This window comes from Psychrosphaera haliotis (assembly GCF_039523615.1).
Taxonomy (GTDB): domain Bacteria; phylum Pseudomonadota; class Gammaproteobacteria; order Enterobacterales; family Alteromonadaceae; genus Psychrosphaera; species Psychrosphaera haliotis.
This window is the reverse complement of sequence record NZ_BAAAFQ010000004.1, coordinates 652,460-675,739: the sequence shown is the minus strand read 5'-3', so window position 1 is coordinate 675,739 and position 23,280 is coordinate 652,460. Positions and strand designations below refer to the sequence as shown.

The window sequence follows — 23,280 nt, the reverse complement described above, 5'->3', positions numbered from 1 at the left end:
CTAGTCGATTTCTAGCTTACCCACTTCAACGTCTATTTTTATAATTTGATTATTTCTAGATACTGTTAATGAGATTGTTTGGCCTGGTTCTACATGCTCAACAATCTCTAACAGCTCTGCAAAGCTTACAAGTTGCTTATTGTTTACCGCTAATAAGACATCGCCTTGTTTTAGTCCTGAGCGCCACGCCGGTCCAAGTGGATCAACATAATGTAAGCGAATACCAGCAATCGATTCAATTGTGCTTCGAACAGGTTGTCCAACTTGATTGATAGCTTCACCCTCTAGTCCTAAATAACCTCGCTTAACCTCACCGTCCTCTAGCAGTTTATTCATAATACGTTTTGCTAATTGGTAAGGAATAGCAAAAAAGATTCCTTGAACACCGTTGTTTGTTCCTGGCGATGCTGCAGTGTTAATCCCCACTAACATGCCTTGCGAGTTAACCAAAGCACCACCAGAGTTACCAAGGTTGATGGCTGCATCCATTTGAATAAAGTCACTATAAGTTGCGCCAGGAGTTAAGCCTTTTTTTCCTGTTGCACTGACAATACCTTGGGTGATGGTTTGGCCAAAATTAAGAGGGTTACCAATGGCCAACACTATATCGCCAACTTGTGGTTCTAAATCAGGTTGTTGAGGAATCGTAGGTAGGTTGTTCGCATTAATTTTTAATAGTGCTAAATCGGTTACTTTATCTAAGCCGATGACTTCTGCATTAAACTGTCGACCATCTTGAAGGTGTACCAAAATTGATTCTGCGTTATCAACCACGTGGTAGTTGGTAAGGATGTGACCATTACTAGTCATTATGACGCCGGAACCTAAGTCGTTAATTTTATCGGTAGGGTTGGCAAGCTGCCTAGATGAGGTCACCGAATAGATGTTGACTACCGAAGGTGCGGCTTGCTGTACTGCAGAGGCAAACGACATAGCCGCTGGGCGCATTACATTAGTAGTTAGTTTATTAATGCCTAAATTATTTCGTAATTCTGGATTTACTATAACAACGATCAATGCAGCTGCAAGTCCATAAGCGACACTGTTAAAAATGAACTTCAATTTATTAATCACATCAATCCTGAATATTTATTTTATTTTTATTCATTTTAGAACAAAAAGAGCCCACTTTCATAGGAGAAAGTAGGCTCACTTGTAACAACATATTGTTTTGACGTTATTTTATCGGATTAAAATGTACAGAGAGCTGTTTCCTCTAACTACATTTAACGCCATTACACCTTTAGCTTCTTCCAAAGCATCACGTAAGTCGGACACACTTTGAATTCGGGTTCGGTTTACACCAATAATAACATCATCTTTTTCTAGCCCTAACATGGATGCCGGTGAGCGTTCTTCGAGTTCACTTACCTGCACACCCGCAGCGCCATTTGCAGCGTTTCCAGTAATGAAGGTTGCACCTTTTAATGCTGGGTGAATATTACCTGCTGTAATTGCAGGTTTATCTGCAGCGCCAAGTACAACAACAACTTTTTTAACGTCGCCACTACGGTTAACCGTTAGTTCTATTTTACTGCCAGCCCCTTTGGTTGATACTTTACTGCGCAATTCATTAAATGAACTTATTCTAATACCATCAACGTGGGTTACAACGTCGCCGTATTTTAAGCCACCTTTATCAGCTGAAGAGTCAGGGATAACTTGTTGTACAAATGCACCTTGGGCAATATCTAGCTCAAATGTTTTTGCAAGGTCTGCGTTAAAGTCGTAACCGGTTATACCTAGTACACCACGTTTAACTTCACCAAACTCGATGAGTTGGTTTACCAAGTTGTTCATCATAATTGACGGGATAGCAAAACCAATACCCACGTTGCCACCATTTGGAGCGATAATAGCCGTATTGATGCCAACTAACTCACCGCGCAAATTAACGAGTGCACCACCTGAGTTACCGCTATTAATTGCTGCGTCGGTTTGAATAAAGTCTTCTAGGCCTTGCTGGTTAGGTGCCGATAAGCCATGACGACCTTTAGCACTAACAATGCCCGAGGTAACTGTCTGGCCCAGACCAAAAGGGTTACCAATGGCAACTACAAAGTCTCCGACTCTTAATTTATCTGAGTCAGCAATCTTAATCTCAGCCAAGTTGTCAGGATCAATTTTTAAAAGTGCCACGTCACTTTGTGCATCGCTGCCTATTTTTTTTGCTTCAAATTGACGACCGTCTTTTAACGTCACTAATATTTCATCGGCATCATCAATTACATGGTTATTAGTTACTACGTAACCTTTATCTTTGTCGATAATAACGCCGGAACCGAGCCCTTTAAATGGCCTTTCTTGGACTTGAGGGCCTCTGCGATTACCAAAGAAGTACTGGAACGGGTCCATTCCTGCTTTTACTTCTTTGCTTCCTGCAACGGAAATGTTCACAACCGCTGGGGTAACTTGCTCTACCATAGGCGCTAAAGACGGAACTGCGCCTTTTAGGCTTGAATACGGAATAGCCGCATGAGACGGCTGAGAGAATTGTAATGTTGTTAAAAGTATAGCGGCCAGCGTTGTGACCTTAAAAACATTAGATTTAACCAAAACTGCCATAAATGGTGTACTCCTTTAAATGAATTACTCATACAGACAGACAAAAAGCGTCTAAGTTCAGAAATAAAAATTGGGATTATTTTATTCTTAGACGCTAGATAGGGTTTTTAATGATTTTTTTCAACTGTATTTTCAGGAGTTACGCCTTTAAATACACCAGAGCCAGCATTAGAGTAATCAAGCGGTTGGTCTGATAAGTTCACTTTTTCTCTTTTTTCTGGCGTTGTCGTTTTTAAAAACTCTGTTGCTTCATTAGAGAAAAAAGGAAATGCATTATTTGCAGGTGCTTTGTGCAATATTTGATTTGCATCACCGACTTGTTGATCTATTTGGGTCGACAACTCGTTTAACTGCGAAGATATGGTTTTGTATGTAACCAGTTGGTCTTGCCATTCTTGTTTAAGTTGAGCGTTGTCCTGTTTATACAGTTCTAGTTGAGTTTTCACCTCGTTACTACCAGGCGAGAACTTGCTTCTGATAATCATAAACGCGATGCCTGCAAGTACACCAACTAAGAAAAATATAAAGCCATTAATTATTTCCATGATAAAAACCTTAATAAATTAGCAGGGAATAGAGCATTCATTATGTCTTACAATGCCCTTGCCGTGTTAGTATTTTATTTATTCCAATTAATTTTTATTACATAAGCCCATTATAAGTCATATGTCGAACATGCAAGCACAATTTACGCCTTGGCAACAATATCAAACCGATTTACTTCGGACAGATTTTCAACATGATTTGTCACAAGAAAATGCCGTTAAGAACTTACAGCGCTTATACGACGACTTAACAAGCGAACCCAAAGAACTGTCATTTTTCAAAAAGTTGTTTTCCTCTCAGTCTAAGCAACCAATAAAAGGGTTATACTTTTGGGGAGGCGTTGGCCGTGGAAAAACGTATCTAGTGGACACCTTCTATCATAGTCTGCCTTTTGAAAATAAGCTGAGAGTTCATTTTCATCGCTTTATGCACAAAGTTCATGATCAAATGAAGGACTTGCAGGGACAATCCGATCCTTTGAAAATTGTAGCTAAAAATCTTGCCCAAGAGGCAAGAGTGATTTGTTTTGATGAGTTTTTTGTTTCCGATATAACAGACGCTATGATTTTAGGTACTTTGTTAGAAGAGTTGTTTAAGTTAAACGTGGTGTTTGTTACGACTTCAAATATTGTTCCTAATGACCTTTACAAAAATGGTCTTCAACGAGCTCGTTTTTTACCAGCAATTGCGCTGCTGAATCAGCATTGTGACATTGTTAATGTTGACTCAGGTGTTGATTATCGTTTACGAACGCTAGAACAAGCTGAAATATTTCACTTTCCTTTGGATAACAAGGCTGAAATAAATTTATCTAGCTACTTTAGTCAGTTAGCACCTGAAGAGGGCACAGCTAACTCTAAAATCGAAATAGAGAATCGTCTTATTGATACTAGAATGGTAGCTGACGGCGTTGTTTGGTTCGATTTTGATGCCATCTGCAACACAGCCCGTTCACAGTTAGACTTTATTGAGATAAGTAAGATTTACCACTCCGTTTTATTATCAAATGTGGTTCAAATGAGCAAAGACAATGACGATGCCGCTCGACGATTTATTTCAATGATTGATGAGTTTTACGAACGTAAAGTGAAACTTATTATTTCAGCAAGTGTTGCTTTAGATGAGCTTTATAGTGAGGGCGGATTACAATTTGAATTTAAGCGATGCGTTAGCCGACTCCAAGAAATGCAAAGTCACGAGTACTTAGCTGAACCTCATTTAGCGTGAAGATTGTGCACATCTTAAATTAGATCGAAAAAATCAATATGAGATGGTGATCTTTTCTACGCTTTCTGTATAATGCCGCCCCTACCCACCGTTACTAACCTTTTGTATTAGCCTACAACTGGTTGTGCACTCGAAGGGGTGCGAATGAAATGGTGTAGTTTGATACTCAAACTACTGGCTTATAACTATTAAATGTTAGGTTCAAGATAAAATGAAAACCTTTACTGCAACACCTTCAACAATCACTCGTGATTGGTACGTTGTTGACGCCGAGGGCAAAACCCTTGGTCGTATCGCAACTGAGATTGCTCTACGTTTACGTGGAAAGCATAAACCTGAGTACACTCCGCACATGGACACTGGTGATTACATCATCGTTGTTAATGCAGAGAAAGTGCAAGTTACTGGCAACAAAGGCCAAGGTAAAATGTACTACTCACACTCTGGTTACCCAGGTGGTATTAAAGAAATTAACTTTGATGATTTGCAAGCTAAGAAGCCTGAAATGATCATCGAAAAAGCAGTTAAAGGCATGTTGCCACGTGGTCCATTAGGTCGTGCAATGTTCCGTAAACTAAAAGTGTACACAGGTGCAGAGCATAACCATGCTGCTCAGCAACCTAAAGCATTAGAACTTTAAGGAGCATTACTAAAATGGCTGATACTCAATACTACGGAACTGGTCGTCGTAAGAGCTCTACTGCTCGTGTTTTCTTACGTCCAGGTACAGGCAACATCCTAATTAACAAACGTTCAATTGAAGAATTCTTCAGTCGTGAAACGGCTCGTATGGTTGTTCGTCAACCTCTAGAGTTAGTTGAACTTCTTGAGAAATTCGACCTTTACATCACTGTTACAGGTGGTGGTACTACTGGTCAAGCTGGTGCGATCCGTCACGGAATCACACGTGCTCTTATGGCATATGACGAATCACTTCGTCCATCTCTTCGTCAAGCTGGCTTCGTTACTCGTGACGCTCGTCGCGTTGAACGTAAGAAAGTTGGTCTTAAGAAAGCTCGTAAGAAAACGCAGTTCTCAAAACGTTAATATTTGCTTTGCAATTATTTGCTCAAAAAGCCCGCATTTTGCGGGCTTTTTTATATCAAAATGAAAATAATCTTCTATATTCTTATATTGCCTTGTTTTACATGGGGCTTTTTCGGTAGAATCTCTTAAATTACCAAATTTTTAAGAAGTTGGTCTTTTTAGAACGCTTCATAAAACGCTTATTAATCCTAATCGCGGAGAATATTGGATGAGCAATGCGCCTGTAGACAATAGTCGTCGTCGTTTCCTCACTGTAGCAACATCAGTTATTGGTGGTGCTGGAGCAGTGGCAGCGGCTGTGCCATTTATTGCTTCCTGGAATCCTAGTGCCCGAGCTAAATCGGCCGGCGCTCCAGTTGAAGTTGACATTACAAAAATTGAACCGGGTCAGTTGATTCGTGTTGAGTGGCGAAGTAAACCTGTTTGGGTTATCTATCGTACTCCAGAAATGCTTAAGACAATTGAAGACATTTCTGCTGACAACTTAAAAGATGCAAACTCTGAAGTTGAACAGCAACCTGCTTATGCACAAAACCTTCATCGTTCTAAGCGCCGTGAAATATTTGTAGCCGTAGGTATCTGTACTCATTTAGGTTGTTCACCAACTTACATGTCAGAAGGTTACGAAGAAGTAGTTGAAGGTGTTAACGCTGGTTTTTATTGCCCATGCCATGGTTCTAAGTTTGATATGGCTGGTCGCGTATTTAGCGGTGTACCAGCGGGTGCTAACTTACAAGTTCCTCCTCACTACTATATCGATGATAACAATATCTTGATCGGTGAAGATCAGGAAGGAGCAGCATAATGTTCAAAAATCTAGTAGATTGGATTGATGCTCGTATTCCTATGACGCGTGTTTATAACATGCACATGGCGCAATACCCAGCACCAAAAAACATGAACTTCTGGTACGTTTTTGGTTTTCTAGCCACTATCGTATTAGTTAACCAAATCGTTACTGGCATCTGGTTAACAATGAGTTACGAACCTTCTGCAGCAGGAGCTTTTGCTTCTGTTGAGTACATCATGAGAGACGTTGAGTATGGTTGGATTATCCGATACATGCACTCAACTGGTGCTTCGGCATTCTTTGTGGTTGTATACCTACATATGTTCCGCGGCATGATGTATGGCTCTTACCAGAAGCCTAGAGAGTTACTGTGGTTATTTGGTATGTTTATATACCTAGCACTTATGGCTGAAGCCTTTATGGGTTACCTACTTCCATGGGGACAAATGTCTTACTGGGGTGCGCAGGTAATCATTGGCTTATTCGGTACTATCCCTGTTATTGGTGAAGACTTAGCACTATGGATTCGTGGTGACTACGTGGTATCTGGTGCAACCCTAAACCGATTCTTTGCATTGCACGTAATTGCATTGCCTCTAATTATCGTTATCTTAGTATTCCTTCACATTGTTGCGCTTCATGAAGTTGGCTCTAATAACCCAGACGGTGTTGATGTTAAACGCCCTAAAGGCTCATTATCTGACGATGAAAAAACTAAATTTGAATTCCATGAATACTACACGTCTAAGAAAGACTTATTAGATGACGTTGTACCATTTTTCCCGCATATGGTTCTGAAAGACCTTATGGCGTTTGGTGTATTCATTTTCTTCTTCTGTTATGTCATGTTCTTTAACCCAGACATGTACGGTAAGTTTATTGAACATCCAAACTTTGAAATGGCGAACAACTTGAAAACGCCTGAGCATGTATTCCCTGTTTGGTACTTCACGCCTTTCTATGCAATCCTAAAAGCGGTTCCAAATCCGTTTGGTGGCGTTGTAGCAATGTTTGGTGCAATTATCATGTTGGCATTATTACCTTGGATAGACCGCGGTAAAGTTCGCTCATGGCGCTACCGTTGTGGACTACACAAGTGGAACCTAATTATATTCGCAATCGTGTTTGTTATTTTAGGTTACTTAGGTGGCACACCAGGTACTCCATTTAAAGAGATGATTTCTAAAGTCTTTACCGTTATGTATTTTGGTTTCTTTGTATTACTTTGGTTGTACAGCAAAAACGAAAAGACTAAGCCACTGCCAGAAAGGATTACGAAATAATGAAAAAACTTATTCTAACTCTTGGCTTATTAGCTGGAATGGCCTCAACTGCAGTTTCTGCTGCTGGAGGCGCTGAGCTTCCTTATAAAGCAGATATAGATCAAACGGATAAGGCATCGCTTCAGCGTGGTGCTAAATTATTCATGAACTACTGCTTAGGTTGTCACCAAATGCAGTTTCAACGTTATGAGCGTACCTTTAACGACTTAGGTATTCCTCTTGAAGTTGGTATGGAAAACTTGGTTTTCACTAAAGATACTAAAGTTGGTGAGCATATTAAAAATGCAATGCCAAAAGAAGACGCTGCTAAATGGTTTGGTGCAGCTCCTCCAGATTTAACACTTGAAGCTCGTCTTCGAGGTCCTGACTGGATTTATAGCTACCTTAAATCTTTTTATGTTGACCCTTCTCGCCCATTTGGCGTGAACAACACAGTATTTAAAGACGTTGGTATGCCACACGTACTTCAAGAACTTCAAGGTGTGCCTGAGAAAGTTTATGAAGAACGTATGATTGATGGTGAAATGGTTCAAGAATTTGTTGGTATTCAGTCTGATGGCTCTGGCGAGCTAAGTGAAGATGAATATGACAGAGCGATGTTAGACCTAACTAACTTTATGGTTTATATCGGTGAACCGATGATATTAGAGCGTGAAAGCATTGGCTGGAAAGCACTAATATATTGTTTCATCTTCTGGATATTTGCAGTACTTCTTAAGAAAGAGTACTGGAGAGACATCAAAAAATAATTGTTAATAGTTATAATAACTTAGCAGCTATTTTTAGACAAAAGGGGTGTTTCGCCCCTTTTTTGATAATGAAATTTGAAAGATTTTGGAGAAATAAATGGCAGTGTCTGCAAACAAACGAGCGGTAATGACTTTATTTTCTGGTGCGAACGACATGTATAGTCATCAGGTCCGCATCGTATTAGCGGAAAAAGGTGTTAACGTAGATATTCACTATGTAACTCCAGATAACATGCCTGAAGACCTTTATGAAGTTAACCCGTATGGCAACGTGCCAACGTTAATTGATAGAGAGCTTGGTTTATACCGTGCAAATATTATTAATGAATATTTAGACGAACGTTTTCCTCATCCTCCACTAATGCCTGTTTATCCAGTTGCTCGTGGTCGTTGTCGTTTAATGATGGATAGAATCGAAAATGATTGGTATTCGTTAACTCGTAAAATTGAAGCTGGCGATGAAACTGCTCGTCAACAATTGAAAGAAGAGATCTTAGCGATTGCACCAATATTTGCTGAAGACCCTTATTTCATGAGCGATGAGTTTAGCTTAGTAGATTGTTACTTAGCACCGCTTTTATGGCGTTTACCGTCTTGGGGCATTGAGCTTTCTGGCGCTGCGGCAAAAGATATCAAAACTTATATGTTACGTGTATTTGAACGTGAATCTTTCCAAGCGTCTCTAACAGACGTAGAAAAAGACATTCGTAGCACTTACTAAACGCTATGGATAACATGACTCCTAATCGCCCTTACTTATTGAGGGCGTTTTACGACTGGATTTTGGATAATGAACACACACCTTATTTAGTTGTGGAAGCTGATTTGCCTCATGTTCAAGTTCCGCCGCAAAGTGTTAAAGATGGACAAGTAGTGCTTAATATTAGTCCAAGTGCAGTTCAAAGTTTATTGATCACAAATGAGCAGTTAACTTTTTCTGCTCGATTTGGTGGCGTTCCATTTGAAGTTTACGTACCTATGTATGCTGTATCAGCTATATATGCGCGTGAGAATGGCGCAGGGACTATGTTCCCACCTGAAGATTATGATATTGAAGGTTTTGAATTGTCACCGCTAGATGAGCCTGAGAGCCCTGAAGTTGAAAAGCTGGAAGAGCCTAAGCCTCAGTTTACGGTGTTAAGTTCGTCTGACGACGATGGCAAGAAGCCAGAATCAACAGGTAACGATAAAAAGCGTAATCATTTGTCTATCGTAAAGTAATAAAGTCAAAATTAGTTTTATTTGAATAACAAAAAACCGGCGCTTGCTGGTTTTTTTATGTCTTAACTGTAAAAGCTAAAGCGCTATTGAAACACTTTAATGACTTTCAAAACACCACTTACTTTTGATGCAATAGTAGCAGCTTGATTTGCCTGCTCTCCGTCTACGATCCCCATTAGATAAACTTCTTGGTTTTCTGTAACCACTTTTATATTTCCGCTATCTATCGTGTCACTTGTTAAATAGGCTGACTTGACCTTTGTTGTGATCCAAGCATCTTTAGCTTTACTACCAATGGTCGCTAATGGGCCTATTTTAATTTGGTTGTGAACTTTAACTACGTGGTCAACGTTCTTTAAAATGGCATCAGCTTTATTGATTAAAGACTGCGTAGGTGCTTGTCCAACGGCTAACAATTGGCCGTTATAGCTAACAATCGTAATATTTGTATTATCACTGATGTCGGCATCTTTCATAAGCTGTACCGTTGCTCTCACTTCAATTCCGTTGTCGTCAATTTGTTTGCCCACTGAACGCGGATCGTTTGCTGCACTTACTGCAGAAACGGCACTGGCGACAATTGCTGTTTCAACACAGCCTTGAACAAGTAGACAACTTAATAACAATAAAACATACTTTTTCATGATAAATCCTAAATCCTAAATCCTAAATCCTAAATCCTGAAGAAAGTTACATAGAGAAGATAACTTCGTCGATTAGTTCACTCAATACGTGAACGGTGAAAAGTTGGATTTCTAACGTTCTACTTGGTTTATTAGTGGGTAACCTAATCTCAATATCGTTGTCACCAAGCATGCCTGCAATCTCGCCGCCATCATCCGATGTAAAAGCGACCACTTTAATATCTCGAGTTAATGCTGTTTCGAGTGCGGCTTTAATAGAAGGTTCCTTATTATTTAAGGAAAATACCACTAATACGTCTTGTTCATTACCAATTGCTCTTATTTGGCGAGCAAAGCGGTCTTGGAAATGTGAAAGGTTAATTTCCTCTTGGCCACAATTCTGCACATGATCGTTAAGCGATATCGCCGGAAGACAAGGTCTTTCTATTTCATAAAAGTTAACAAGAATGCCAGCAAAATGCTCTGCCATCATTTTAGCCATAGAATCAGCACAGGTTATTACCTTGTTGCCTGACAATAAGGTCTGAGCGATTACGGCAGCCGACAAGGCTATGTTATCGGCATTCTGATCACCAGAGGCGATGAAGTTCTGAATGTTAGAGGTATAAAGTTGTTTTATTTTATTGTCATTCATGAAAATGCACTTTGAATCCAGTTGAGCTGGTTGTTTTCGAACGCGATTACGTCAAATCGAATATTTGGGTCTAGTTTACGTTTCTGCAGATAAAAAATCGCGGCTTTTTTTACTTTTTGTTGTTTTTGATAAGTAACGGACTGAGCCGCACCACCAAAAGCACTGCTCTTTCTGTATCGTACTTCTACAAATATGAACGTCGTTTTATCATTATTACTAAAAATTAAGTCAACTTCGCCAAGCTTACAGTTAAAATTTTGGTCAACAAAATAGAGTCCGCTATCAATTAAAAAATCTTTGGCTTGTTGCTCTTTTAACGAGCCTACTTTTTGCTTGGCGGTTTGGTTATTTGTTTTGCTCTGGTTGGACAATGATTTTTCCTTGCACATATCGCGACCAGCTTAACTGACGCTTAATGGTAAGGTTATCTTTTACACTTAACATACCTGTTAATCCATTTAGAGATTGTGAAGGCAGTATTTTTAACTGTTTAAGGGCAAAGATAAGGTTGTAAGCGTCGTAGCCAAACGCAAATAGCTTTTTAGATTGAGTTTGCTGTTCACCTATCTTGGCATATAAATCATGAAGTTGTGGTTCAGTATTTTTAATTAGCCAAGGCATTTCAGTAAACATCATGCCATTCAGATCTCTTTTTTGTTGTACCGATTCATCCACAACATAACTTCTACTAGATGCAAAAATAGGAAGACGCTTGCCAAACGCACTAATGTTTACGTCGAAAAAAGGCTTAATTAGGCGAGTTTGCTGAGAGTTGGCAATAACATAGACAGCATCGATATCGGCGCGACTTCTAGCTTCCGTTTCCAATTGGCTACCAAACAGCTTTTTCATTTCGTTGATACGAGCCTGGCTTGCATCAACATCGAGCAATTGCTGTACAGCTTCACCTAGTTTAGAACGATTTCTAAATGCAATAGACTCTGCTTGTTTGCCAGTTGCTTCGAACCACGCAGAATTAAAGCGCTCAAATAATCGTTTACCTAAGGTATTGTCAGCAAATATAACGGCGGGTGTTTTTACTTCACGTTCCAAAAACAACTCTATTGCTTGTTCTATCTCATCTTCTGGAGCTAGTGAGTAATAATAACTGTCAGGTGTATTGTCGTATTGTGTTGGCACTATTTCAGGAATGTTGAGATTCAGTCTTGGAATTGTTGAGATGATTTTGCTTTGTTGGAAGCTGGATACGGTGTCTTTTTCTAAAGGCCCAACAATAAAATCAATACCACGCTCTGTAATCTTGGCCTCAATCTCTTCTAAAGTTAACAGGCTCGTATCTAAAACATGAATGGTGGTTAAGGAGTCAAAAGGTTTGGCTGAAATAAACCCATCTCGGATAGTAATAGCTAGTTTTGATAATTTGCCTGACAAAGGTAGCAACAAACCAATAGTTGTTGGCTTGTAAGGTTCAACTACTAATAATTGCTGAACCTGCAAAGGTAATTCTTCGAGAGTTACAGTATTTGGATAAATACGTTGCCACCGATCAAGTTGTGAAGGCAAGGCGACCGGATCAGAAATGTATTGTCCGATTATATTAGCCAAATCAATCCATGCTTCAGAGGAAGCGCCAAAGTCTGTTCTGAATCTAGTTAATGTTTGGTAAGGTACCTCAAGAATATGTTTCCAGATTAGGTTGTTTACTAATATTTGATCTGACGTCGATATTTGATTTTCATATAAAGACTGCAACTGAAATAATGACTTAACAACCCCTAAGTGGTTTTCTTGAATAGATTGAAGTTGTGCGTCTAGAACTCGCATCGTTATTGCAAAACGCGGCGAAATTGAACCTTGCTGTAGCCTTTGTACAACAATTTCTGCTGACTCAGTATTGCCTGTGTAAAGTAAGGCCTTCGCTAGTTCTATGTCTAACATTACGGAATGACGATCTTGGACATCAATATTGCTTAAAATTGATTCGATAAATAACAACGGCTTTTTTTCTTGGATAGCAGACTTTGTGGCTAAAATAAGAAAACTCTGTTGATCATTTTTTCTATCTGTATTGCTCGCCTGCTTAAGATAAAATTGACTATCTTTGTATGGGTCTACAACTTCATTGACCGCAGTAACTGGAGTCGTGGTTTGATTTTGTTTTTCTGGTGTACTGCCACAGGCAACCAATGCAGATATTACTATTATCAGGACAATCGAACGAATCACAGTCATTTACCTTAGTAGACGTAAAAAACAATATAAGAAGCAAAGTTAAGCAGGTATCATACAAGTGAATACTGCTATAAACAACGGCTTAAAGAGGTCATGATGTCGAATCCTGGAATTTTATATATTGTTGCAACGCCTATCGGAAATCTTTCCGACATTACCCAGCGTGCACTAGATACGTTAAATGAGGTTGACCTCATAGCTGCAGAGGACACTCGACATAGTGGTAAGCTACTTAGTCACTTTGGCATCAAGACTAAAATGTTTCCATTGCATGACCATAATGAAAAGCAAAAAGCACAGTCTTTACTTGATCAAATTGAGCAAGGTAAAAGCATAGCGCTGATTAGCGACGCAGGCACGCCACTCATTTCTGATCCTGGATACAATTTAGTTAACTTAGCACGTGAGCAAGATGTTCAGGTTACGCCTATACCAGGGCCTAGTGCGGTAATCACGGCACTTTGCGCAGCTGGTTTGCCAACAGACAAGTTTTTATTTGCTGGCTTTTTACCAGTGAAACAACAAGCTAAAATATCAGTATTAACCTCCTATAAAAATGCCGACTTTACGACGGTTTTTTACGAGAGCCCTAGGCGTATTATTGATTCTTTAAAACACGTAATAGAAGCCTTAGGTGAAGACAAGCAGGTTGTTGTCGCCAAAGAACTCACTAAACATTATGAGTCTTTTAAATCTGGTACAGCACAAGAGATTATCGATTGGTTTGGTGAAGACAAAGACCGCCAACAAGGCGAAATGGTACTTATGTTAGCGCCAAATAAAGAAGAGTCTGCTTTGTCACCTGAAGCTGAGATGTTACTGAAGTCGTTGATGGAAGAGTTGCCTACTAAAAAAGCCGCGGCTATTACGGCAAAAATTCATGATTTAAAAAAGAATGATTTATATAAGCTTGCGCTGACTTGGCAGGAATAACTTTAGCATTGCCCTAACCCTTATGTAGCCTTAAACCAAGACCTTATGTAGCCTTAAACCAAGACCTTATCTAGCCTTAAACTAAAAACTAAAAATTAAATATTGGTCTGAGGCAGACAAAGGACTTTGCTTAGTCAAATCAAAATCCGTTAATGCATATCGTTTGTAAATCCGTTATAATCCGCGCCGCGAGATGGCCAGACAATCGCTGCTTTATCGTTGTGTTTTTGAGTTTACTCATAAGCAGACGGATAGAGGGGAGGAAAGTCCGGGCTCCAAAGGGCAGAGTGCCAGATAACTTCTGGGAGGCGCGAGCCTACGACCAGTGCAGCAGAGAGTATACCGCCGATGGCTTGGGTAACTAAGTACAGGTAAGGGTGAAAGGGTGCGGTAAGAGCGCACCGCGCGGCTAGTAATAGTTCGTGGCACGGTAAACTCCACTCGGAGCAATTTCAAATAGGGTTCCAGTACTCTTGAAGTACAGGCGTGGCCCACGTCGGAACCGGGTAGAAAGCTTGAGCCAATAAGCAATTATTGGCCTAGACGAATGATTGTCCAAGACAAAACCCGGCTTATCGGCCATCTCGCACCTTCTTCCCAATAAAAAATCCTCATCCTTGAAGTTCGTTCCTGTTTAGCCGTTTGGTTACCAGCTTATTATTTAAGTTTAGCCAAAACGTTTATCAATTCTTGAAGGTCATTTACTTGATAATCTGGCGACTGAGCCAGAGGGTACAATGATGTACCAGAACGACGAACAAATGCAGTTTGAAGTCCTACTGCTTTTGCACCTGCTAAATCCCATGGGTGCGCCGCTACCATTAATACGTCACTAGCGTTAACGTTCAACTCTTTTAAAACCCATTCATAAGTTTTTCGAGCTGGTTTAAATGCCTTGACGTCTTCAACACTAAAGCGATGCTTAAAAAATGAAGTTAAACCTGTGTGTTCAAATTGAGCTGCAACACCTGCATTAGATGAGTTGGTTAAACTAACAATGTAAAAGCCTTGGTCAGAAAGTGTTTTTAGCGCTGGCTTTACGTCAGGGTGAGCCGGTAACTTGGTGATTGTATTTACGATAGCTTCGCGAGCTTGTTCTTGGGAAAGCTCTATATTATTGCTCTGCGCTAACATCATTAATGCTGCAGCACCGATTTGACCAAAATCGTGATATTCCTCTGTTAGTGTATCAACAAGGGAGTAATGCAACATAGTTGAGAACCATAGCGGAAGTAAGTCTTCACGTCCGTTCATTGCCTTGCCTACGGATACTTTCAGTGGCGCTAGGTCTAGAAGTGTTTCGTTTACATCAAAGATGATAACTTTAGGTTTTGGCATAGGTTGCTTTTCCTCTGCAGCATTGGCGTGAGATGACGCGCCAAATAAAACAAAAATTGAAAGGGCGTACATTTTTATAGATGAACATAGAGACATAGAATTACCTAATTTATTCGAAGTACTGATATAGTAATGGACTTATTGTTGGTTAAGGTCTTATTTGTCTTACAGGAAGTCCGCTTATGTCTCATCTTGATCGTTTATCCAGCCTACTTTCAAACTTTGAAGTTAAAGCTGAATGTTTATTATCTTCTGAAGGTGCCAACCTTTTTATTTATGGTGACCAAACTTGTTTAGATAAACTGGTTCTAGTGGTTGAACCTAATACTTTGGTGCCTATTGAATCCGAACCACTTGTTTGCATACATGTGGATATTGGTGATAACAAAAACCCTCTTCATCAAGCTATGCCTGAGTATGTTGAAATAGATTTAAAACACCCAAATGAATTCGGCGGAAAAAGTAACGTGCAGGGCATTGCTCATTTGATTGTAACCGAAGCTTCCATGTCTAGATGTGGAGCGCGATTCGCGCTAGATCGTTTATGTGACTTACTCGTCGTCAATATTCTTCGTCACCAAATAGCTGAAGGGAAAATTGAAACAGGAATTTTTGCAGGATTAGCTCACCCTAAGTTACGACATGTGGTGGTGGCTATTCATGACAACCCCCATTACCCTTGGAAAATTGAGGATTTTGTGGAAATCGCAGCAATGTCACGATCCCAGTTTATGGCCGTATTTAATAAAGTGTTGGGATATTCTCCCATTACTTACGTTAGGTTATGGAGAATGACGGCCGCTCGTCTTGCAATATTAAATGGTAAGAGAGTAAAGGAAGTTGCAAACAAATATGGCTACGCAAGCGGTGATGCATTTTGTCGCGCGTTTGTTTCTACTTATGGCGTTTCTCCTACTCAAATGAGCCGACAACATTAGCTTGCATGTGATTTTTATCTTCTTTAATTTTGATATAAGCTCACGGATGAATACGTTGATGAGAAACTCGACAGTTTTGCCTACTAAACCTATAATAACCCTTTGGCAATGCTTTGTTCTAAAAAGGAATATAAATGCGGTTTTTAGCGGTAATGTTTTTAGCTTTGGCTTCAATGTCTAGTTATGCAGAAGAAGTATTAGTAAGCGAGCCGATTGAAAAGCAAGTTCAAGAGTTATTACTGAATAACAAATCTGCCGAAGCTTACAATCTAGCCAGTGAGAATAGTGAGCTATTAGGTGAGCCTAAATTTGACTTTTTACTAGGTTTAGCGGCTTTAAAAGTTAACAAAGTTCACGAATCCGTCTTTGCCTTTGAACGAGTGATTGCATCGGCTCCCAATTGGCATGATGCAAGAATATTACTCGCTAATGCATATTTAAAGGCAAATAATATTGCAGCTTCTTCAGCTGAATTGGCAGCGCTTAAGGGGGAGGCACTCAACGACGCTCAGTTAAAAAAGGTCGCAAAATTAGAATTAGAAATTAACACTATTACTGCAAGTTTAGATGGCGCGTTAAATAATAGTGTTGGATTAACTTTTGGCCAAGACTCTAATATTAATGCTGGCACATCGGAAGATTCAATTTTTATTCCCTCTTTAAACGGTGATGTTCCTCTATCAAAAGCAAGCCAAAAGCTTTCAGGGCACTATTGGAGACTTGCTTACAATGGTTCATACAAGAAAAAACTATCACAGCAACAGGGTATTAGGCTGATTTGGGGTGTGAATGACTTTCAGTACGCGAATGAAGGTCAATATAACCGAACCATAGCCAATATCGCTGGTGAATATCGTTTTAAGAAAGAAAGTACAACATATATTGGGAAAGGTTCAATTACTCCTTTATTACTGAAAGGCGACTTCTATCGCGCTGAAACTGAGTTTTCATTTGGAGCCGAACATAAGTTGAATAAACAGTACTTATTATCAAGCTCGATAGGGTTTGGCTGGTTAGATAATAAAGAAATTGAAAGTCTGGATGCTGAATTACTAAAGTTTAATCTAGGCGCCACTTATTTAGGGCAACAGGCGTTGCACAAGGTTAGCATTTTTTATATTGATGAAGAGTCTAGTTTAGACATAGGAAAGTATAACGCTAAAGACAGTGCAGGCTTGAGCTATCAAATGATCTACGCCTTTAATGATTCCATGTTTTACCTAGCAATGCTCTCATATCAGAAGCAATCTTTTGACGACTTACATCCTTTGTTTTTAGTAAAAAGAAAGGAAACGCTTCGTCAATTAACAAATACAATTCAATACAAGATTAATAAGAAGCTGAGTGTTCAAGGCTTATTAAGCTACCAAAATAAATCCAGTAATTTGAGCCTATACGAATACGACAGGTTTGATACAGCGCTGACATTAAAGTACCAGTTTTAGGAGAGTTAAATGCGTAAGTTAATATTTTTGTCTTTGGTAATTTCAACCATTTACACACCTAGCTTGTTAGCTGCTGAAAACGCGGGAAAAACAATTATGTCTCGTGGCGACGTTCAAGCATTTGATGCTCGTAGCCAAGAATCCAGACCATTAAAACGTCGAGCACCTATTTTCAGTGTTGATAAGGTTATTACTAAAGAAACAGGCAGAGCTCAATTTTCTATGTCTGACGGAGGGCTTTTAAGCATAAAGCCAAATTCTGAAGTTTTTATATCAAGCTATGCCTATGATCCAGAATCAAAACAAGGCTCTGCGGTTATCGAGTTGGTAAAAGGCGGCCTCAGATCAATCTCGGGACAAATAAAAAAACACGGTGGTGACTATCAGGTAAAAACGCCAGTAGGATCAATTGGTATCAGAGGTACTCACTTTGAGTTGGCTATGGTCAATGATGATATGTTTATAGCGGTTTGGGACGGCGCCATTGACTTGATGTCAAATGATGAAAGTACTGTGTCATTTGGCCAGGATGAAGCGTTCTCATTTGGTAAAGTATCAATGGACGGAACCATCACTGAACTTCTTGCGCCACCATCCATATTTGAGCAAGGGCACTCTACTAAAGTCTCTAGTTCCAACTCTGAAGAGACCAGTGAGCCTGAAAGTGTCGATGAATCAATAGTGTCCGTTTCAGAACAACAAGATTTAGAAAATGTAGATTCAATAATAACCAACTCTGAAGTTGATAACTCTATTTATAGTGAACAACAATTCCTAGTGTCTTCAGAAACGACATTGGCAGATGCTTTAGCAACACGTACTGGTAGCTATACGTACGAAACATTAGAGCAAGCGGAAGTTACCTCAAATTTAGGTAGTGTTCGTGACTTTGGGTTATCAATGTCCGTTAATTTTGATAACGGAGTTGTTAGTGATGGGTCACTTACTGCGGTAGATTCTGGAGGCGAGTGGTATGCTGCATTTAGTGGTTTAATTAACGTCACTGATATTGATTTAGCCGTTACTTTCGCATCATACGGGGATGAAAAAGCGACAGGCTCAATTGATGGAGTCTTCACTGATGCTGGAGACTCTATTACAGGCAACTTCGAGTTATTCGAAATACTAGTACCAGAACACAAACTGAATGGCTCATTCAAGGTAAAGTAAACTTGTTAGCTTTGTTATAACAACGCTGAAGTAAGGAAGTTGTTAATGAAAAATATTTTTTATATCACCTTAGTTTTATTGTTTGTGTCTATATTGAGTGCATGCGGTAAAGAAACTAAAGAGTCTAATTTTGTTGGTGATAAGTTAAATCAACCAGAGGCCATAACGCCTACTCCGGTTTTGATTGATTTATCCCATAGCGTTGGTGAGTCTAAACACTCAAGAGTTCTAGCAAGTTCAGCAGCTAACCCAAATACATCAGCATTAATAGAAACGGCATCAATAGAATGGCCTGATGACGTTAATAACGTAACGGGCAACCTACTTTTTACTCTAAATACAAATAGCGACGAAGAAATCTTAGAAATATTCATAAGTTTAGCCGGCAGCAATGTTAGCTACTCCATATGTGAAGAAAATTGTGGAACAGAGTTTAGGGCTTCGGTAATAGGTTTAAACCCTATATTGGCAGGTAAAGATGAAGGCACATTAGAGTTACAGGTTTGGGTAGCTACTGAGTCATCTGGTAACTCACTTGCAGGAAGAAGTTTCGTGCAGTGGCAACCACACAGAATAAACTCTTTATCGGTCGAAAGACTCGATAATCAAATGATAGTTACTTGGCAAAAAAATGAAGCACTTGAACGTTATAATATTTATACTGCTAGTGATATCAATCTTACCCCGCAAAATGTAACGTCTTTGCCCAATGGACAGCAACTACTGTCTAAAATTAATACATCGGTAAATATAAATAATATTGTAAATGAAGAAACTTATTTTGTACTTGTAACTGGTGTAGATGGCAGTGGTGAAAGTGGCATATCACCGCTTCTCCGTGTCGACCCACTTGGTGTGATTACCCCAATCAATCCACCTCAAGCCGAAGATGATGTTTTTTCTATTGAGGAAGATTTAGTGCTTGTTGGTAATGTTTTAAGTAATGATAGCGCCTCTTCTTTATTAACCGTCAATACTAATTTACTATCGGAAACATCAAATGGAACTATATCAATTAATGAGTTAGGGGATTTTGAGTATACTCCAGCTGTTAACTTTTTTGGTCCCGATGTATTTTCATATCAAGTCATAGATGAAAATGGCCTGGTAGATAGCGCGATAGTAACTATTAACATTGAGAATGTTAATGATGCCCCTGTTGTTGCAGAAACAATAAACCTAAATATCGTTGAAGATAATGCTGCTGTAAATTTTGACCTGTTGGATCATGTGTCGGAAATAGAAGGCGATACACTCAGTTTTGTAACGCAAGCAAGTGGAGTTTCAAGCGGAGGGGTCTTTTCAATAACAGAATTAGGAGTTGTAAACTACTCGCCCAATTTGAACTTTTATGGATTGGATTCAATACAATTTGAAGTAGAAGATCAGTATGGAGCAAAAAGTTCCGGTACTTTAACGATTTCGGTAACTCCTGTAAATGATGCCCCTGTAGCACCAAGTTACGTTATAAATGCAACAGAAGATTTGCCGTTAACTAATGTCGGCAACTTACTCGGTTTAGCGAGCGATGTTGACGGTGATGATTTGACTATCAATACAACTCCAATCGTGAATGTAAGTAATGGCGTTTTAGCTCTTAATGCTGATGGAACATTTGATTATACCCCTGCGTTAAACTTTTTTGGTGATGACACTTTTGAGTATAAAATCTCAGATGGAAACGGAAGCAGTGATAGAGGGATAATAACTCTAGCAGTGGCGGCAGTTAATGACGCTCCTATACTTTCCGCTCAGTCATTCTCGGGTATTTTAGAAAATGTATCTTCCGGTCATGTAGTTGGAACTGTTATAGCCTCTGACATAGAAGACGACAGCATTACCTTTGAAATTAGTGGCGGAGATTCCGGTTTATTTAATATTGATTCAAATACAGGCCAACTAACTGTAAATGGTAATTCGGTATTAAACTTCGAGGCTTTCCAGTCACATATAATCGAAGTGAAAGCGACTGATAATGGTTCCCCTAATGCATTTTCAACTGCAAATATATCTATAGGTATTGAGAACGTTATAGAGCCCAAAGCGCCGGTCGAAGCGAGTAACTTTGGTAGAACGTTGACAGGCTATATCGACCTTTATGGTAGTAAACAGTCTGCTACATTGACTGACATAACAGAAGTTAATGGCAACGTTTATGCGTCTGGACATATAGATAATGTAGATTCCGATGTGTATTTAATTTCTTATGATGTTGACGGAAATATTAACTCTTCGTTTGGTACCAATGGTGAGCTGACTTTAAACTTAGGTGGCGAAGAGCAAGCTAAGGCTATAACGAAAGGCAATGGAAACCTCTATGTGCTTATAGATAAAGCACTCAATGGCAGTAGAGAACTATGTGTGATGCTTTTTGATTTAAACGGCACGTTAGATGATGCTAGTGGTGATAATGGTTCAGGAATTCGCTGTACTACCGAAGAAAGTGAACTATATGGCTCTGACATTACCTTTGTAGACAATAAAGTTTATGCTGTGGGATATAGAGATGACGGTACGCAATTAGATAGTTTAGTAATGAAACTAGATGATGATGATCTTAATTTCGAAGAAAACAGTCCAGTCTTTAAAGATGTGAGTACAGGTAGTCGTGATGACAAGGCGAATGCTATTAGAAGCTTCCACGATAACAAGTTGATGGTAGTAGGTGCAACAAAAGGATTAAACGGTGATCTCGATGGTTATGTTAGGTACCTAAATTCAGACATTGAAAACGAAGTTACATTCAACGGTGGCACCGATTTAATATTGGACGTGCCAGGTAGCCTTGGCGATGACGAGTTAAATACTTTAGCTGGTATTGCAGGATCCGACTTTACGGCATACATAGGCGGCTCTACTGAGCAAATTTCGGGTAGCAAAGACGCCTTTGTTGTTGGTATTGACAAGACGGGAACGATTGACACTAATGTTGATGACGATGGCTTTATTATCTTTAACACGGGCAATGATAACGGCAGTTCATCATCGGAAATTAATACAATTGTTCAAGCTTTTAACTCCACAGATTTAATGGCTGTTGGTACAGTATATGAAGACGAAGGTGATCGTATTTTTGTTTTTAAAATGGATAGTACAGATGGTGAAATTGAAAGTAACTTTGGCGATGGCGGTATTTTAAATGTAATCAAGGACGATAATGTAAATGCATCTTCAATAGTCGTGGATGAGTATTTGAGGTCATGGGTTGTTGGAAGTAGTGAGTCGGGAGCGCTTAAGCCTCTAATGTTAGCAATAGAGCCTGAAGGCTCTTTCTTTAGCTGTTTTCCGGATGATGAGTCTGGTTGTGGTCAAGATGGTGAATTGGTTAAAGATATAAGTGGGCGTGAAAAAGACGACTCTGCCATCTCTTTAATAAAATATGCTTCAGGTAGTCAAGCAACAAAATATCTAAGTCTTTCTCAGGTTAATTTAGCGAGTGATAACATTTTAGTATTACATCGTTATTTAAGTTCGGGCTCGCTAGATCTAACCTTCGGAGATAACGGTTCAAAACAAATTTATATTGGGCCGCAGGTCGTTGGGTATGGTTTGAAAGAGAAAATGGATGGCTCAGCATTTGTGTTTGGTCAAGTAGAAAATAGTGAAAGTATAAAGCATGGTTTTATTACAAAGTTAACGGCAAGCGGTGAAATTGACCAGAGCTTTGGCATTGATGGTACTTTTTTAACTGATGCTATAGCCAACGCAACAGAGGTTGTTATTAAAGACATTGATATCGACGGTGCAGGAAAAGTTGTTGCCATTGGTAGCCTAAAAGAAAGTGGCTCTATAAAACCGGTTGTCATGAGAATATCCCCAACGGGCGTTTTAGACTCTGACAGCGATAGTTATGATGGCGCTGGCGAATCTTTTCAGAGTGAAGGTTATGAAATTGGTAACTCGGGAGATGTATATTCTGCAGTTGTTATAGAGAGCAGTAGAAACACCTACATAGCAGGCACGACTGGTGTCGTTAGTGCTAATTTCCGTATTATTAAATATGGCTTAAATGGCACAGAAGACAGTTCTTTTTCAGGTAATGGTGAGAATGTAATAGTTAAGCCATTGAGCAATGAAGAAGTAAATGGCTTGTTATTAGGGCCTGAAGGACATCTATTTGTTTTTGGCAGCTCAACCAAAATAATGACGAAGAGTTTGGTCGTGAAGTTTAATACAGATGGCACAAAATTTGGTAGCTTTGGAAACGGCGGGTTAGCTGAAGTTAGCAATGTATTTGGCAGTGGCGTTAACTCTGCTACTTTAGATGTATCAATAGATAGCGACGGACGCATACTCCTTGTTGGCTATGGTGAAAACAATTCCGTTAAAAAAGGTGCAATAGCTCGATTATTGAGCGATGGAAGTTTAGATACCGACTTTGGCATTGAAGGTAATGGAAAATTCCTAGCGGCAGACTGCCAAGGTGAGCAATCATTTACAGCACTCATTCAAAATACAAACGATCAAATTGTCGTTTCTAGCCAGTGCAATAACGGTGTAAGCCAAGATATATCATTGTCTCAATTTAACTTTTATGAAGAAGGAGTTGAACCGTAG

At 39.4% G+C, this 23,280-nt stretch carries 21 protein-coding genes and 1 other RNA gene; 14 read left to right on the top strand and 8 right to left on the bottom strand.

The features are described 5' to 3' along the window. From ABD009_RS05595 to ABD009_RS05585, 3 genes are all read right to left on the bottom strand, one after another. A complete protein-coding gene (locus tag ABD009_RS05595) occupies nucleotides 1–1,074 on the bottom strand; it encodes a trypsin-like peptidase domain-containing protein (protein WP_330997753.1) in 1,074 nt (357 codons plus the stop codon). Between the two features lie 108 nt (nucleotides 1,075–1,182). Beyond that, a complete protein-coding gene (locus tag ABD009_RS05590; RefSeq protein WP_343823410.1) occupies nucleotides 1,183–2,565 on the bottom strand; it encodes a DegQ family serine endoprotease in 1,383 nt (460 codons plus the stop codon). A 107-nt stretch (nucleotides 2,566–2,672) separates the two neighbouring features. Next, complete coding sequence (locus ABD009_RS05585) at nucleotides 2,673–3,110, bottom strand: ZapG family protein (protein WP_155695776.1); 438 nt, start codon at nucleotides 3,108–3,110, stop codon at nucleotides 2,673–2,675. Nucleotides 3,111–3,240: 130 nt separating this feature from the next. On the opposite strand from ABD009_RS05585, the gene zapE reads away from it, so the two are divergent. From zapE to ABD009_RS05545, 8 genes are all read left to right on the top strand, one after another. Further along, nucleotides 3,241–4,338, top strand: a complete 1,098-nt coding sequence (zapE, locus tag ABD009_RS05580; RefSeq protein ID WP_343823917.1) for a cell division protein ZapE — start codon at nucleotides 3,241–3,243, stop codon at nucleotides 4,336–4,338. Nucleotides 4,339–4,549: 211 nt separating this feature from the next. After that, nucleotides 4,550–4,978: a 50S ribosomal protein L13 gene (rplM, locus tag ABD009_RS05575; protein WP_155695775.1), complete on the top strand. Its 429-nt coding sequence runs from the start codon at nucleotides 4,550–4,552 to the stop codon at nucleotides 4,976–4,978. Between the two features lie 14 nt (nucleotides 4,979–4,992). Continuing rightward, on the top strand, nucleotides 4,993–5,385 hold the full coding sequence (rpsI, locus tag ABD009_RS05570) for a 30S ribosomal protein S9 (protein ID WP_155695774.1): 393 nt from the start codon (nucleotides 4,993–4,995) through the stop codon (nucleotides 5,383–5,385). 208 nt (nucleotides 5,386–5,593) lie between these two features. Next, nucleotides 5,594–6,190, top strand: a complete 597-nt coding sequence (petA, locus tag ABD009_RS05565) for a ubiquinol-cytochrome c reductase iron-sulfur subunit (protein ID WP_155695773.1) — start codon at nucleotides 5,594–5,596, stop codon at nucleotides 6,188–6,190. Next, entirely contained in the window at nucleotides 6,190–7,458 is a 1,269-nt protein-coding gene (locus ABD009_RS05560; protein ID WP_155695772.1) for a cytochrome b, read from the top strand. Before petA ends, ABD009_RS05560 begins: the two co-directional genes overlap by 1 nt. After that, complete coding sequence (locus ABD009_RS05555) at nucleotides 7,458–8,207, top strand: cytochrome c1 (RefSeq protein ID WP_155695771.1); 750 nt, start codon at nucleotides 7,458–7,460, stop codon at nucleotides 8,205–8,207. The genes ABD009_RS05560 and ABD009_RS05555 overlap by 1 nt, the downstream gene beginning before the upstream one ends. A 97-nt stretch (nucleotides 8,208–8,304) precedes the next feature. Next, entirely contained in the window at nucleotides 8,305–8,928 is a 624-nt protein-coding gene (gene sspA, locus ABD009_RS05550) for a stringent starvation protein SspA (protein WP_155695770.1), read from the top strand. A 14-nt stretch (nucleotides 8,929–8,942) separates the two neighbouring features. Further along, a complete protein-coding gene (locus ABD009_RS05545) occupies nucleotides 8,943–9,428 on the top strand; it encodes a ClpXP protease specificity-enhancing factor (protein WP_343823403.1) in 486 nt (161 codons plus the stop codon). Nucleotides 9,429–9,511: 83 nt separating this feature from the next. Here the strand turns inward: ABD009_RS05545 and dolP are convergent, their stop codons facing one another. The 4 genes from dolP to ABD009_RS05525 are packed head-to-tail and all read right to left on the bottom strand — an operon-like array spanning nucleotide 9,512 to nucleotide 12,893. Further along, nucleotides 9,512–10,072, bottom strand: coding sequence for a division/outer membrane stress-associated lipid-binding lipoprotein (dolP, locus tag ABD009_RS05540; RefSeq protein WP_155695768.1), 561 nt, complete (start codon nucleotides 10,070–10,072; stop codon nucleotides 9,512–9,514). 46 nt (nucleotides 10,073–10,118) lie between these two features. Further along, on the bottom strand, nucleotides 10,119–10,706 hold the full coding sequence (locus ABD009_RS05535; RefSeq protein WP_155695767.1) for a D-sedoheptulose-7-phosphate isomerase: 588 nt from the start codon (nucleotides 10,704–10,706) through the stop codon (nucleotides 10,119–10,121). Beyond that, the gene (locus ABD009_RS05530; RefSeq protein WP_343823400.1) at nucleotides 10,703–11,077 is read right to left on the bottom strand and encodes a YraN family protein; all 375 of its coding nucleotides are present in this window, start codon (nucleotides 11,075–11,077) and stop codon (nucleotides 10,703–10,705) included. Before ABD009_RS05530 ends, ABD009_RS05535 begins: the two co-directional genes overlap by 4 nt. Further along, nucleotides 11,052–12,893: a penicillin-binding protein activator gene (locus ABD009_RS05525; protein WP_343823398.1), complete on the bottom strand. Its 1,842-nt coding sequence runs from the start codon at nucleotides 12,891–12,893 to the stop codon at nucleotides 11,052–11,054. The genes ABD009_RS05530 and ABD009_RS05525 overlap by 26 nt, the downstream gene beginning before the upstream one ends. 102 nt (nucleotides 12,894–12,995) lie before the next feature. On the opposite strand from ABD009_RS05525, the gene rsmI reads away from it, so the two are divergent. Together rsmI and rnpB are read left to right on the top strand one after the other, a co-directional pair. Continuing rightward, nucleotides 12,996–13,832 carry a 16S rRNA (cytidine(1402)-2'-O)-methyltransferase gene (gene rsmI, locus ABD009_RS05520; protein ID WP_343823915.1) on the top strand — a complete coding sequence of 279 codons (837 nt, stop codon included), beginning with the start codon at nucleotides 12,996–12,998 and terminating at the stop codon, nucleotides 13,830–13,832. 189 nt (nucleotides 13,833–14,021) lie between these two features. Next, an RNA gene (gene rnpB / locus ABD009_RS05515) (RNase P RNA component class A) lies at nucleotides 14,022–14,423 on the top strand. Nucleotides 14,424–14,489: 66 nt separating this feature from the next. Here the strand turns inward: rnpB and ABD009_RS05510 are convergent. Then, entirely contained in the window at nucleotides 14,490–15,266 is a 777-nt protein-coding gene (locus tag ABD009_RS05510; RefSeq protein WP_343823396.1) for a haloacid dehalogenase type II, read from the bottom strand. Nucleotides 15,267–15,352: 86 nt separating this feature from the next. Here ABD009_RS05510 and ABD009_RS05505 point away from each other — a divergent pair, with 86 nt between their 5' ends. The 4 genes from ABD009_RS05505 to ABD009_RS05490 all read left to right on the top strand — a co-directional run bounded on the left by ABD009_RS05505 (nucleotide 15,353) and on the right by ABD009_RS05490 (nucleotide 23,280). After that, nucleotides 15,353–16,108: an AraC family transcriptional regulator gene (locus ABD009_RS05505; protein WP_343823394.1), complete on the top strand. Its 756-nt coding sequence runs from the start codon at nucleotides 15,353–15,355 to the stop codon at nucleotides 16,106–16,108. A gap of 134 nt (nucleotides 16,109–16,242) precedes the next feature. Further along, nucleotides 16,243–17,553: a hypothetical protein gene (locus ABD009_RS05500; RefSeq protein ID WP_343823392.1), complete on the top strand. Its 1,311-nt coding sequence runs from the start codon at nucleotides 16,243–16,245 to the stop codon at nucleotides 17,551–17,553. 9 nt (nucleotides 17,554–17,562) lie between these two features. Then, the gene (locus ABD009_RS05495) at nucleotides 17,563–18,723 is read left to right on the top strand and encodes a FecR family protein (RefSeq protein ID WP_343823390.1); all 1,161 of its coding nucleotides are present in this window, start codon (nucleotides 17,563–17,565) and stop codon (nucleotides 18,721–18,723) included. Nucleotides 18,724–18,768: 45 nt separating this feature from the next. Further along, nucleotides 18,769–23,280: a tandem-95 repeat protein gene (locus ABD009_RS05490; protein ID WP_343823388.1), complete on the top strand. Its 4,512-nt coding sequence runs from the start codon at nucleotides 18,769–18,771 to the stop codon at nucleotides 23,278–23,280.

What these genes read in the sequence shown, in the direction of transcription:
- ABD009_RS05590 (WP_343823410.1), bottom strand. Translation starts at nt 2,565, where the DNA reads ATGGCAGTTTTGGTTAAATCTAATGTTTTTAAGGTCACAACGCTGGCC.
- ABD009_RS05585 (WP_155695776.1), bottom strand. Translation starts at nt 3,110, where the DNA reads ATGGAAATAATTAATGGCTTTATATTTTTCTTAGTTGGTGTACTTGCA.
- zapE (WP_343823917.1), top strand. Translation starts at nt 3,241, where the DNA reads ATGCAAGCACAATTTACGCCTTGGCAACAATATCAAACCGATTTACTT.
- rplM (WP_155695775.1), top strand. Translation starts at nt 4,550, where the DNA reads ATGAAAACCTTTACTGCAACACCTTCAACAATCACTCGTGATTGGTAC.
- rpsI (WP_155695774.1), top strand. Translation starts at nt 4,993, where the DNA reads ATGGCTGATACTCAATACTACGGAACTGGTCGTCGTAAGAGCTCTACT.
- petA (WP_155695773.1), top strand. Translation starts at nt 5,594, where the DNA reads ATGAGCAATGCGCCTGTAGACAATAGTCGTCGTCGTTTCCTCACTGTA.
- ABD009_RS05560 (WP_155695772.1), top strand. Translation starts at nt 6,190, where the DNA reads ATGTTCAAAAATCTAGTAGATTGGATTGATGCTCGTATTCCTATGACG.
- ABD009_RS05555 (WP_155695771.1), top strand. Translation starts at nt 7,458, where the DNA reads ATGAAAAAACTTATTCTAACTCTTGGCTTATTAGCTGGAATGGCCTCA.
- sspA (WP_155695770.1), top strand. Translation starts at nt 8,305, where the DNA reads ATGGCAGTGTCTGCAAACAAACGAGCGGTAATGACTTTATTTTCTGGT.
- ABD009_RS05545 (WP_343823403.1), top strand. Translation starts at nt 8,943, where the DNA reads ATGACTCCTAATCGCCCTTACTTATTGAGGGCGTTTTACGACTGGATT.
- dolP (WP_155695768.1), bottom strand. Translation starts at nt 10,072, where the DNA reads ATGAAAAAGTATGTTTTATTGTTATTAAGTTGTCTACTTGTTCAAGGC.
- ABD009_RS05535 (WP_155695767.1), bottom strand. Translation starts at nt 10,706, where the DNA reads ATGAATGACAATAAAATAAAACAACTTTATACCTCTAACATTCAGAAC.
- rsmI (WP_343823915.1), top strand. Translation starts at nt 12,996, where the DNA reads ATGTCGAATCCTGGAATTTTATATATTGTTGCAACGCCTATCGGAAAT.
- ABD009_RS05510 (WP_343823396.1), bottom strand. Translation starts at nt 15,266, where the DNA reads ATGTCTCTATGTTCATCTATAAAAATGTACGCCCTTTCAATTTTTGTT.
- ABD009_RS05505 (WP_343823394.1), top strand. Translation starts at nt 15,353, where the DNA reads ATGTCTCATCTTGATCGTTTATCCAGCCTACTTTCAAACTTTGAAGTT.
- ABD009_RS05500 (WP_343823392.1), top strand. Translation starts at nt 16,243, where the DNA reads ATGCGGTTTTTAGCGGTAATGTTTTTAGCTTTGGCTTCAATGTCTAGT.
- ABD009_RS05495 (WP_343823390.1), top strand. Translation starts at nt 17,563, where the DNA reads ATGCGTAAGTTAATATTTTTGTCTTTGGTAATTTCAACCATTTACACA.
- ABD009_RS05490 (WP_343823388.1), top strand. Translation starts at nt 18,769, where the DNA reads ATGAAAAATATTTTTTATATCACCTTAGTTTTATTGTTTGTGTCTATA.